An 11,787-nucleotide genomic window follows, 5' to 3' on the forward strand; every position below is an offset into this window, starting at 1 on the left:
CTCTATGGAAGTCAAGTCGAACGTCCGGCAGCGGCGAATGGACCGTATGAAGCAAATAGTCGCATCCGAGCAGGGGATTCGTTCGGGCAATGACAAAACCGTGTTTCACGAGGAAGCCTATGACGGGCAAAGGGAGCGCAGCGGACACGACTCTTCGCAGTACCGGCCCGTTAACCTGAACGGCAGCGGCCGAGAGGACTTGTCTTCGGCCCGCGACGACCGGATGGACGACCCGGAGTTCGTATGGAAGCACCGCGAGCAGGAACGGTGGACGGCGATGGGGCGGGCGGAACAGCCGGGATGGACGGATACGCCGGACAACGGCGGGATGACACCGCCGAGCGTACGGCAAATTTGGGTCAAGCTCGGCCTCAGCGCCGTCGTATTCGCAGGCGTATGGGGGCTGTTCCAGCTCGACCATCCGATGGCGCAGCGGGGGCAGGCGTGGGTGCGGACCGCTCTAACCGTCGATTACGACTTCACCGCGGTGGCGGCCTGGTATGAGCGGTCGTTCGGGGGCGTGCCCGCCTGGCTCCCGTCCATTCGGGAGAAAGACGCACCGGAAGCACAAAAAGCGAGTACATCCTCGCTTGGACGGATCTACGTTCCCGTTACCGGCAAAATCGTCAGCCGCAGCGGCGACGGAGATCTCGGCATTACGCTGCGGACCGAGCCGCTGGCGGCGGTTATTGCGATCGATACCGGCCGGGTCGTCTCTGTCACCAGCGGGACGGACAAGGGGACGGTAGTGGTCGTTCAGCATGCGGACGGCCTGCAGTCCACGTATGCGTGGCTGCAAAGCACGACGCTGCAAAAAAACGATTGGGTGAACGGCGGAGAGACGATCGGAAGCGTAACTACAGATGCCGCTGGCGGAGCGGGCAAGCTGTATGTTGTCGTCAAAAAGGACAACCAATACGTCAATCCGACAGAAGTGATCCCTTTTGATTAAACTGCGGGGGATTACGTTCCGCCTGCATCCGTTGTTTTTGCTGTTGATGCTCGCCGCAGTCGCGACAGGCTACTTCGCGGAGCTGCTCACGCTTTTTGTGATTGTGCTGATTCATGAGCTCGGTCATGTCGCTGCAGCGAGAAGCTTCGGCTGGAAAGTAATCCGCGTGCAGCTGCTGCCGTTCGGCGGCGTAGCCGAGACGGAGGACGGGGGCCGTTCCAGCGCGCTTCAGGAGACGGTCGTCGCTTTGGCCGGGCCGCTGCAGAACGGCTGGATGGCGCTGCTTGCACTCGCTATGGGAGGACTCGGATGGTGGGAAGCGGAGTGGAGCGACTATTTTCTGAAAGCGAACCTGATGATCGGCGCATTCAACCTGCTTCCCGTCCTGCCGCTCGACGGCGGCAAAGTGATGCAGGCGCTCGTCAGCCGCTGGCTGCCGTATTACCGGACGCTCGTACTGGTCAGTCTGGTCAGCCTGCTGCTCTCCCTCCTGCTGGCCGCCGCTGCATTGCTCGGGTTCCGATCGAGCGGAATCCAGCTCAATCTGCTTATGATCTCGATCTTCCTTGCCTACTCCAATTGGTACGGCTACAGGAACGCTCCTTTTCAGTTTATGCGGTTTCTGATGAACCGGGAGCCGGTTACGGATCGTCTAATCGACAAGGGCACTCTTGCCCAGCCGATCGTCATCTACAGACACCGGACCGTTGCCGAGATCGTTCGTTTATTTATGCGCGACAAATATCATCTCGTCTACATTATGAGCGAACAAGGCTGCATTCAAGCCGTCCTCCCCGAACAGAAGCTGCTGTACGTTTATTTTCAGTTAAATCGACCTGGAAGTGCCGTTAGCGACATTTTCGTGTTAGAATAGAAAGGCTATACGAGGTTGTTCAAAAAGCCCACTTTTGATCACGAAGCAGATCAGGAAGCCTGCTCGACATCGAATATGGAATTCAGCCGGAATTTCCGGTGCTCACGTAGCTGCCACTACGCTCCGCTCCTCATTTCCTAGCTTCATCCAATCTTCTCGGTGCTGATAACCGGACTTTTTGAACTCGCACTATAAGGTGAGGTGGTGAGGTTTCATTGAAGCAAATCATCGTGCATTGCCGTGACGGCTCGACTCAGGTCGCTCTGCTGGAAGACCGGGTGCTTACAGAGTTTTACACGGAGGGACCTGCCGAGAAACAGCTGGTAGGCAGTGTATATATGGGGAAAGTAGTCAACGTCCTGCCTGGCATGCAGGCCGCCTTTGTGGATATTGGGCTGGAGAAAAACGCTTTTTTGTACATCGATGATATTTTACCGGCCCACATGGATAAAATTCCGTCCGTCAAGCCGCCGATCTCCGATCTGATCCGGCCCGGGCAGCATATACTCGTTCAGGTGGCCAAGGAACCTCTGGGAACGAAAGGGGCGCGCATTACGACCCATTTCTCGCTTCCCGGACGGTGGATCGTGTATATGCCGGCCGCCGATTACGTGGGAGTATCCCGTAAGATCGGTTCCGAGCAGGAACGCTCGCGTCTCAAGGAAATCGCCGAACGAATGCGCCGGCCGGGGGAAGGCATCATTATCCGCACGGTTGCGGCTGACGAGACCCAGGCCGCGCTGGAGCGGGACTTGAACGTGATGCGTTCCGAATGGGAAGACATCGTCCGCCGTTCCGAAAAGTCCGCGGCTCCCGCTCTGCTGTACAAGGAGCCGGGCGTTCTTGAGCGTGTCGTGCGGGATGCCTTTACCGACCGGGTGGACGAGCTCGTAATCGACGATCCGGTGAGGGGCGAGATTCTCGTCCGCCGCGTACGCGAAATATCCGGCGAGCTGGCCAATCGGATCCGCATCTACAGAGGGCTCGAGCCTGTGCAGGTGGCGTACCGGGTTCGCGAGCAGCTCGAGCGGGCGATGAAGCGTAAAGTGTGGCTGCGCAGCGGCGGCTATCTCGTAATTGACCGGACCGAAGCGCTTACGGTGATCGATGTCAACACCGGCAAATATACCGGGACCGACGATCCGGAGGCCACCGTGTTCACGACGAATGCGGAAGCGGCGGAGGAGATCGCACGGCTACTGAGGCTGCGCGATATCGGCGGCATCGTTCTGGTCGACTTTATAGACATGTCGTCGGACAAGCATCGGATGGATATTGCCGCGCTGCTGGAACAATCGTTTAGCCGGGATCGCACGAAGACGTTCGCCGTCGGCTGGACGAAGCTCGGGCTTATGGAAATTACGCGCAAGAAAGCAAGGGAGAGTCTCGACGATTCGATGATGACCGTATGCCATACATGCGGCGGGTCGGGCAAAGTGGCCGTGGAACGAAAAACGTATCCGCGCAAAAAATAACTTGGAATGACCAAAGCGCAAGCCGGCGATGAGGCCGTATTTCCGGGAGCAGACCGCGAGAAAGCTCTTGCTTCATGCGGATTGCTGTGGTAGAATACTTAGGTATGTGCGCATGAGCACATGCTGTAACCGCTCGAGTCGGGTCATAAGCGCGACTTCACCGGCATTGTGCCGCGGAGCCGTCACCTGGGACAAGGCGAGTCTGAGACATGAGGAGGTGCGCAAAGCATGTATGCAATTATTGAAACTGGCGGCAAGCAATACAAAGTTCAAGCAGGCGACACAATCTACGTAGAGAAGTTAACAGCTAACGCAGGTGATGTCGTAACGTTTGACCGCGTATTGGTTGTATCGAAAGAAGACGGTTTGGTAGCAGGCACTCCGCTCGTATCCGGAGCAACGGTTTCCGGTAAAGTGGAGAAGCACGGCAAAGGCGAGAAAATCATCGTTTTCAAATACAAAGCGAAGAAAAACTATCGCCGCAAGCAAGGTCATCGTCAGCCGTACACTAAAGTGATTATCGACAGCATCCAAGCGTAAGGTGTCTCGATATGATCCGGGTGAACATCAGGCGAAGCCGCGAGAGCGGGACGATTGAAGCTTTTACGGTATCCGGACACGCGTTTTACGGCAAGCCGGGGCACGATATCGTATGTGCCGGGGTATCTGCCGTAACGGTCGGTACGGTGAACGCCGTCGAGAAATTGACGGGAGTCGCCCTTCCGAACGACATGCGCGAAGGTTATCTGAACGTCCGTATTCCGCAAGGAACGGATGTGGAAACGACAAAGCAAATTCAGCTGCTTCTCGAATCGATGCTGGCGATGCTGGAGACGATCGAGGATGCATACGGCAAATATATCGCTTTGCAGCAGTCTTGACTAACGAAAGAAGGAGGTAGACTACGATGTTAAAACTGAACCTGCAGTTGTTCGCATCCAAAAAAGGAGTAGGTTCCACGAAGAACGGTCGCGACAGCATTGCGAAGCGCCTTGGCGTTAAGCGTGCAGACGGCCAATCGGTGACAGCGGGAAGCATTCTCGTTCGTCAGCGCGGAACGAAAATCCATCCTGGTGAGAACGTAGGCCGCGGTACGGATGATACGCTTTTCGCGAAAGTGGAAGGCGTTGTGAAGTTCGAGCGTTTGGGCCGTGACCGCAAAAAAGTGAGCGTCTACCCGGTAGAAGCCGCTCCAGTAGCAGCCGCTTCCGAAATGTAAGTTTCTGATCGATCCGATCAGCGTTTAACCTCCGGTCTTGCAGGACCGGGGGTTTTTATTTTGAACCTGTCATGCTATACTGTGGAAGAAGTTGAAGCAAACGGGGAATCAAGATGAATTCAAATGCGCAGCGATACGAATTGGACCAGCCGGCCATCCGTTCCGGAAGTAAGGATGAGCTGTTCGCGGAGACGCTTAATCATTTCCGCCACGATTGGATGAACGACATTCAAGTGCTCTACGGCTACTTGAAGTTAAAAAAATATGATAAAATGCACGATTACATGGAAACGATAAGAGAAAAGCTGATCGGAGAAAGCTGCATCTCCAAGCTGGGGGATCCGGCTTTGGTCGTTTATTTGCAGTCTTACCGGGCACGGTGCCGGTCGATCCGGCTCGACGTGGAGCTGGGACCGGATGTGCAGCTCTCCCAGCTTTCGGTCGATTCCGGGACGGTTTCGGATGCGATTATTGCCGTGATCGAAGCATTTACGAGACAGAGCGCCGTTCCGGCGGACGGCGATGTGAACCGGCTGCGCTTAAAGCTGTCGGTTCAGTCCGATTGCCTAGTAATCGGTTTCGACTACGACGGCGGCTATCGGCGCGAAGAGTTGCTTCATGAACTGCGCGAGGCGGTCGGGGCAGGCCGATCCAAGCTTAGAGTCGCAAGTGGAGCTGTGTACGACAACGAGAAGGCGGTATTTGACATTCATGTGCCACTAATTCAAATTTAGAGCTTTTCATCCCATGGATAAGCTCTAAACTTGTACCAGGCGTATAGGACGAGGTGTAGGATGTTTTTAGATAAAGCAAAAATTTTCGTAAAAGGCGGCAACGGCGGGGACGGTATCATTTCGTTCCGGAGGGAGCTGTACGTGCCGGAAGGCGGGCCGGCCGGCGGTGACGGAGGCAAAGGCGGAGACGTTGTATTTCGCGTCGACGAGGGACTGCGAACGCTGATCGATTTCCGTTATCAGAAGCATTTCAAGGCGCCACGTGGCGAAAAAGGCAAGACGAAGGGAATGCACGGGGCGAACGCGGAAGATATGATCGTGCGGGTGCCGCCGGGCACGATTGTGATTGATGACGACACGCATGAGATTATTGCCGATTTGACCCGGCACGACCAGGAGGTCGTCGTCGGTAAGGGCGGCCGCGGCGGCCGCGGTAACATGCGTTTTTCGACGCCGAGCAATCCGGCCCCTTATCTGTCCGAGAACGGAGAGGAAGGCCAGGAACGCTGGGTCATCCTGGAGCTGAAGGTGATGGCGGACGTCGGGCTTGTCGGTTTCCCGAGCGTAGGGAAATCGACGCTGCTGTCGGTCGTATCGGCCGCTCAGCCGAAGATCGGCGCCTACCATTTCACGACGATTACGCCGAACCTTGGCGTCGTTGATGTAGGGGAAGGCCGCAGCTTCGTTATGGCGGATTTGCCGGGGCTGATCGAAGGCGCGCATCAAGGCGTAGGGCTCGGTCACGAGTTTTTGCGCCATGTGGAGCGGACGCGGCTGATCATCCATGTCCTCGACATGGCGGCTACCGAGGAACGCGATCCGTACGACGATTGGCTCAAGATTAACGAAGAGCTGCGCCTCTACAACGAGAAGCTGTCGCAGCGGGTGCAGATCATCGCGGCCAACAAGATGGATATGCCGGGGGCGGACGAGCAGTTGAAGCTGTTCCGTGAGAAGCTGGAGCGAGACGGTTATGGGGAGATGGAAATTTTCCCGATCTCGGCCGTAGCCCAGCAGGGCGTGCGGGAGCTTCTGTACCGGGCGGCCGATCTGCTGGAGCAAATTCCGGAAACGCCGCTTGTCGAAGAAGTAGTGGATGTCGAGGAGCGTAAAATATACCGCTTCGAGAAGGAAGAAGACGAGAACGAGTTTACGATCCGCCGGGAAAACGATACGTTCGTCGTCGAGTGTGTCGCGGTGGAGAAGATGCTCAAGCGGATCAACATGAACTCGTATGATGCGCTGATGCGGTTTGGCGTGACGATGCGCAAGTCGGGAATTGAAGCGGCGTTGCGCAAAAAAGGAGCCCAGGACGGACATATGGTCCGGATCGGCGACTTTGAATTTGAATTTGTCGAGCAGGAATGACAATCGCAAAGTTGTACCATACACTGCCGGGGCGAAGCTTCGGCAGTTTTTTGTATTTGGAGAGAAAGCGACAGATGCTAACCAGGCTGTAGACGCTTATAATGGGAGAAGCTGGGCGAAAACAAGAAACGAACTTGAAAATGAACTGACTTGAATATGCCTGTTGGTGCAGGATGAGCAGCGGACACTTTGAAGCTGCGTGACGTAAAGGGGGTTGCTTATTATGAAGCTGAACGAAATGGCGAACCTGCTTACCATTGCCCGGACGTCCGGAAATATGGAGACGGAGATCAGCGGATTTGCGATGAACTCGAAGCAGGTTCGTCCCGGCGATTTGTTTATTTGCATTCCGGGGATACCGGGCTTGCAGGAGGACCGCCACCCGTATGCGGAGGAAGCGGTTCGTGCAGGGGCGGCCGCGCTGATCGTCGAACGCGAGGTCGGGCTGGCCGTGCCGACGATTCAGGTGCCGGACGCCCGTTATGCGATGGCTGTGATGACGGCGCATTTCTATGGATATCCAAGTTCGCAGTTGAAGGTAATCGGCGTAACCGGGACGAATGGCAAAACGACCACCAGCCATATGATTGAAGCGGTATTGGCTTATGCCGGCTATCGCACCGGATTGATGGGCAATATCGGGACGAAGATCGGAGAGGTGCAGCACGAAACAGATATTAACACCCCGGAGTCCTACAAGCTGCAAGCGAATCTGAGGAAAATGGCGGACCATCAGACCGACTATTGCGTCATGGAGGCGACTTCCCAGGGGCTCGATATGGGGCGTGTCATCGGCTGTGAGTTCAGAACGGCGGTTTTTACCAACTTGACGCTGGATCATCTCGACTATCACGGCACGATGGAACGGTACAGGGAAGCCAAGGGGCTGCTGTTCTCCAGAATGGGCAACGCCTTCTCCCCGGATGCGTCCAAGCGCAAGTATGCCGTCCTTAACATCGACGATCCGGCCTCCGATTATTTTCGCAAGCAAACGACCGCTCAGGTCGTGACATACGGGATACACGGTGACGCCGACGTGACCGCCTCGAATGTCCGGTTAACGGCGAGGGGAACCGAGTTTGAACTGCGCTCGTACACCGGCACGATTCAGGTACAGCTCCAGATGGTCGGGAAGTTTAATGTGTACAACGCGCTTGCTACCGCCGCCAGCTGTCTCGTCGAAGGCGTCCCGCTCGAGGTGATTGGTGAAGGGCTGGCCCGAATCCAAGGCGTGGCCGGACGGATGGAGGTTGTCGACGAAGGTCAACCGTTTCTCGTACTGGCTGATTATGCCCATACGCCGGATTCTTTGGACAACTGTTTGTCTACGGTCCGGGAGTTTGCGGAGCGGCGCGTGATCACGGTGTTCGGCTGCGGGGGAGACCGGGACCGGTCGAAACGTCCGATGATGGGAGGGCTGGCTGCCCGCTATAGCGATTATATCATCGTAACCTCGGATAACCCGCGGAAGGAAAAGCCGTCGGCGATTATGCAGGACATCGAGCAGGGACTGAAGGAAGCGGGGATCGACGCCTCCCGCTACGAGCTGATCGAGGATAGGAAGCAGGCGATCGGAAGAGCGGTCGAGCTGGCGGGTCCGGGCGATATCGTACTGATAGCGGGCAAGGGCCATGAGACCTATCAAATTTTTAAGGACGGCACGGTTCATTTCGACGATCGGGCGGAAGCGAGACTGGCCATTCGCAGGAAAAAAGACGAGACTCCAAGGTGAGGCGGTGGAGAGGCGAGTTTGGCTGGCGGCTGGCTTGTTGGCGGATATTTGTCTGGACGCGGAGCTATTATCATAACACCGTAACGGGTGAGTTCTGTAAGGCGGCATGCAGGAGAACGTACGAACGCGGGTCGGAGCACACAAGATGGGAGAAGGAAGTTGGGGAATAACTAGGCGGACCAAGGCGTTGTTAGCAGACAATGGGGAGAGGAATACCGGCGGGCAGGAGCGTTCCTGATTAAGTGCGATGGCTGAAGGAACGTATCGCGAATGAATCCGCAGGCGCAGCGCAGGAAGAGGTGGATCATCTGTCCGGGATAAAGCTCCCACAGTCTCCACACGTACCCTATACCAAGTAAAGTACCCCTGCTCCCGGAAATGTGCCCCTGCTCCCGACAATAGAGGAAGCCCGGCTTCCTCTATCTCCAACATTCGGCGCTTGGGGCCTCCATAGCGGAAGCTTTAGTTCCGCAATTTCCGCATATGGACCTGAATTCGCTGGAATTCGCTGAGATAACGGAAGTTATTCTTCCGGATATGAACTAAAACGGTGGGAAATTTAAAATAACGGAAGTGAAGCTTCCGCTAAGCTTGCCACGTCTCTCTCCTGTCTCGCCAGACTGAGCCCCGTCGTCTCCCATCTCTCGTACCAACGTCCCTCATCGCCGCCGTCGTCCCCAACGTCCCTCAACGTCCCCATTGCCGCCCCGTCGTCTTCCCCGTACCGTATCCGTGTCCACAACCGCTCTCGCCGCCGCTGCTGCTCGGCCACCGTGCTTCAGTGCTTCGGTGCGTACCAACCGAGCGAAGCTCCTTCATACCCGCATGGCACTTCACCTTCCGCCCCGGTCCGGACCGCTGCCGTCAATAGCGCGGGTCCGTAAGCGGCACCCAGTCGACTCGCGGATAGCCGGTTGCCGTATCCCTGTTGGCCGTGCCGACCCAGGCGTGGTCCCGGGGGCCTTCGCGGAAATAATGCTCGAGGGCGGCGCGGAAGATGTAGGGGATGTCGCGGTCCAACACTCTAGCGACCGGAATCCAGTGGAGCTCTCCCTCGTCGGTATCGACGAAGTCGGTCCGCTTCGCGATTCCGCTGTATATAAACTGCTGCCTCAGCTCCCCCTGGTTGTTGCGGAGCAATACATAACGGAGCGTTAACTGCTCGATATCGGTTTCGGCAAACCCGGTTTCCTCGGCGATTTCGCGCAGACATGCGTCGCGCGGACGGCTGAGCTCCTCCGGCTCGAGGTGTCCGCCTACCGCGGCCCACATGCCGGGGTTCAGCGTCCGGCTCATCGAGCGTTTCATCATAAGCAGCTTGTCTTCGTGAAAAAGCATCGCTGCGGCCATCATCCGACATTTCATAAAGTATCCTCCCGTTCGTAAGCGATCACCCGCTGCAATCATGTTATCCATCTTAGCACGGCGGCCCGGAAGCGGCAACTTCGCGCCAACGCCGGGCGGAGCCGGATAAAGCGCTCTCTTCCGGATTGTTTGAAAACGGTCGTTTATATTTCATTTCACCTATTGCCGTGATCCGGCGTTTTCGGTATAATGTCCACTATATACAAACAACAGTCTTTACAGAGAGGACGAATCGCCTGTGGAACACGACACTAGCGCGAACGGCTCCAGCGAAGACGACACCGAACGTTACTATTTGGTACGGGAAGACATTTTGCCCGAAGCGGTCGTCAAAACGATCCAAGCAAAGGAACTGCTGGCCAAAGGACAAGCGAAGACGGTTCACGAAGCGGTCGAGCAGGTCGGGATCAGCCGGAGCGCCTTTTATAAGTATAAGGACGGCATACATCCGCTGAACAAGCTGGAGAGGGAACGGCTCGTCACACTGTCCATGGATTTGGAGCACCGGTCGGGGATCTTATCGAAGGTACTCGCGGTTATCGCCGGTTTGGAGGGCAACGTGCTGACCATTCACCAGACGATTCCGCTGCAAGGCATGGCGAACGTGGTGCTGTCGGTCGACACATCCCAGATGGGCGGACCTAACGCCGCCCGGTTAATGGATGTGCTGCGTCACCAGGACGGTGTCCGGAAAGCGACTCTGATCGGTCAAGGCTCATAAAGATACAATGCGAACTCAGGAGGAGAGAACAGGATGGAACCAATTCAAGTAGGTCTGCTCGGGATGGGCACGGTAGGAACCGGCGTGCTGCGCATCGTCGAGGGGCATCAGGAAGATTTGCAAAAACAGGTAGGTTCGGAGATCCGCATTGCCAAAGTGCTCGTGCAGGATAAATCCAAATCTCGCCGGTATGCGCTCGAATCGGACCGCCTCACCGAGGACGCCTGGGAAATCGTAAACGATCCGTCGATTCAGATCGTCGTCGAAGTGATGGGCGGCATCGAGCTGGCGAAAACCTATATACTCGCGGCGCTGGAGAAGGGGAAGCATGTCGTTACCGCGAATAAAGATTTGATGGCGCTGCACGGAGCGGAGATTCTCGCCAAGGCAGCCGAGAAAAACTGCGACGTCTTCTACGAAGCGAGCGTAGCGGGCGGCATTCCGATTATCCGGACGCTGATCGATGGCTTCTCGTCCGACCGGATTACGAAGATTATGGGGATCGTCAACGGGACGACAAACTATATTTTGACTAAAATGAGTCAGGAAGGCGCGTCCTACGAGGACGTGCTGAAGGAAGCGCAGGAGCTGGGATACGCGGAATCCGATCCGACCTCCGACGTGGAAGGATATGATGCGGCACGCAAGATGGCGATTCTCGGAACGCTCGGCTTTCATACAAGCCTCAGCTTCCCGGACGTCAGCGTCAAAGGCATCTCGCAAATTTCGAAGGAAGATATCCAATACGGCAAAAGCCTCGGCTATGAGGTCAAGCTGCTTGGCATTGCTGAGCGCCAGGACGATCTGATCAGCGTTAGCGTCCAGCCGACGATGGTGAAGAAGACGCACCCGCTTGCTGCGGTGAACGGAGTGTTCAATGCCGTGTACGTCTATGGCGAAGCAGTCGGAGAGACGATGTTTTACGGCCCTGGCGCGGGCGAGATGCCGACGGCGACTTCCGTTGTGGCCGACCTCGTCGCGGTTGTAAAAAACTTGAAGCTGGGCGTGAACGGGCGCAGAATTTTTTCTCCGTATAAGGAGAAAAAGCTGAAGACGCCGGAACAGATCGCTTCGAAATATTTCGTCAGGCTGCACGTGGACGACAAAGCCGGCGTTCTTGCCAAGATCACGCAAGTGTTCGCCAATTGCGAGGTCAGCCTCGAATCGGTCGTTCAGCAGCCGAATCATTCGATCGCCGATGCCGAGATCGTCATCGTGACGCACGACGCGTCGCTGGCCAGCATGAACCGTGTGCTTGCGGAGTTCGAATCGCTTGAAGTGATCCAGAAGATCAAAAGTGTGTACCGGGTCGAAGGATAATTTTTAGCAGAACTACTATATTAGATG

At 56.3% G+C, this 11,787-nt stretch carries 13 protein-coding genes; 11 read left to right on the plus strand and 2 right to left on the minus strand.

The genetic code is table 11. The features are described from left to right. Positions 1-4: 4 nt before the first annotated feature. The 9 genes from IDH45_RS03265 to IDH45_RS03305 all read left to right on the plus strand — a co-directional run bounded on the left by IDH45_RS03265 (position 5) and on the right by IDH45_RS03305 (position 8,354). Entirely contained in the window at positions 5-952 is a 948-nt protein-coding gene (locus tag IDH45_RS03265; protein ID WP_190924605.1) for a peptidoglycan DD-metalloendopeptidase family protein, read from the plus strand. Further along, on the plus strand, positions 945-1,826 hold the full coding sequence (locus IDH45_RS03270; RefSeq protein WP_223836329.1) for a M50 family metallopeptidase: 882 nt from the start codon (positions 945-947) through the stop codon (positions 1,824-1,826). The genes IDH45_RS03265 and IDH45_RS03270 overlap by 8 nt, the downstream gene beginning before the upstream one ends. Before the next feature lie 215 nt (positions 1,827-2,041). Then, the gene (locus IDH45_RS03275; RefSeq protein WP_190924607.1) at positions 2,042-3,301 is read left to right on the plus strand and encodes an Rne/Rng family ribonuclease; all 1,260 of its coding nucleotides are present in this window, start codon (positions 2,042-2,044) and stop codon (positions 3,299-3,301) included. A 228-nt stretch (positions 3,302-3,529) separates the two neighbouring features. Next, a complete protein-coding gene (rplU, locus tag IDH45_RS03280; protein ID WP_190924609.1) occupies positions 3,530-3,841 on the plus strand; it encodes a 50S ribosomal protein L21 in 312 nt (103 codons plus the stop codon). An 11-nt stretch (positions 3,842-3,852) separates the two neighbouring features. Continuing rightward, entirely contained in the window at positions 3,853-4,182 is a 330-nt protein-coding gene (locus IDH45_RS03285; RefSeq protein ID WP_190924611.1) for a ribosomal-processing cysteine protease Prp, read from the plus strand. A gap of 26 nt (positions 4,183-4,208) precedes the next feature. Continuing rightward, positions 4,209-4,520, plus strand: coding sequence for a 50S ribosomal protein L27 (rpmA, locus tag IDH45_RS03290; RefSeq protein WP_190924613.1), 312 nt, complete (start codon positions 4,209-4,211; stop codon positions 4,518-4,520). 113 nt (positions 4,521-4,633) lie between these two features. Continuing rightward, positions 4,634-5,254: a Spo0B domain-containing protein gene (locus IDH45_RS03295; RefSeq protein ID WP_190924615.1), complete on the plus strand. Its 621-nt coding sequence runs from the start codon at positions 4,634-4,636 to the stop codon at positions 5,252-5,254. A gap of 60 nt (positions 5,255-5,314) precedes the next feature. Beyond that, positions 5,315-6,622, plus strand: a complete 1,308-nt coding sequence (obgE, locus tag IDH45_RS03300) for a GTPase ObgE (protein ID WP_190924617.1) — start codon at positions 5,315-5,317, stop codon at positions 6,620-6,622. Between the two features lie 223 nt (positions 6,623-6,845). Continuing rightward, on the plus strand, positions 6,846-8,354 hold the full coding sequence (locus IDH45_RS03305) for a UDP-N-acetylmuramoyl-L-alanyl-D-glutamate--2,6-diaminopimelate ligase (RefSeq protein ID WP_190924619.1): 1,509 nt from the start codon (positions 6,846-6,848) through the stop codon (positions 8,352-8,354). 559 nt (positions 8,355-8,913) lie between these two features. Here the strand turns inward: IDH45_RS03305 and IDH45_RS03310 are convergent. Both IDH45_RS03310 and IDH45_RS03315 read right to left on the minus strand, forming a co-directional pair. Next, entirely contained in the window at positions 8,914-9,096 is a 183-nt protein-coding gene (locus IDH45_RS03310; RefSeq protein WP_190924621.1) for a hypothetical protein, read from the minus strand. A 122-nt stretch (positions 9,097-9,218) separates the two neighbouring features. After that, positions 9,219-9,719 (minus strand): NUDIX domain-containing protein, encoded by a 501-nt coding sequence (locus IDH45_RS03315; protein WP_223836330.1) that lies wholly within the window; start codon positions 9,717-9,719, stop codon positions 9,219-9,221. Positions 9,720-9,957: 238 nt separating this feature from the next. Between IDH45_RS03315 and IDH45_RS03320 the strand changes: the two genes are divergently transcribed. Both IDH45_RS03320 and IDH45_RS03325 read left to right on the plus strand, forming a co-directional pair. After that, positions 9,958-10,440, plus strand: a complete 483-nt coding sequence (locus IDH45_RS03320; protein ID WP_190924623.1) for an ACT domain-containing protein — start codon at positions 9,958-9,960, stop codon at positions 10,438-10,440. 33 nt (positions 10,441-10,473) lie between these two features. Further along, entirely contained in the window at positions 10,474-11,760 is a 1,287-nt protein-coding gene (locus tag IDH45_RS03325; protein ID WP_190924625.1) for a homoserine dehydrogenase, read from the plus strand. Positions 11,761-11,787: the final 27 nt, after the last annotated feature.

Source organism: Paenibacillus oceani, assembly GCF_014705615.1.
Lineage (GTDB): Bacteria > Bacillota > Bacilli > Paenibacillales > NBRC-103111 > Paenibacillus_AB > Paenibacillus_AB oceani.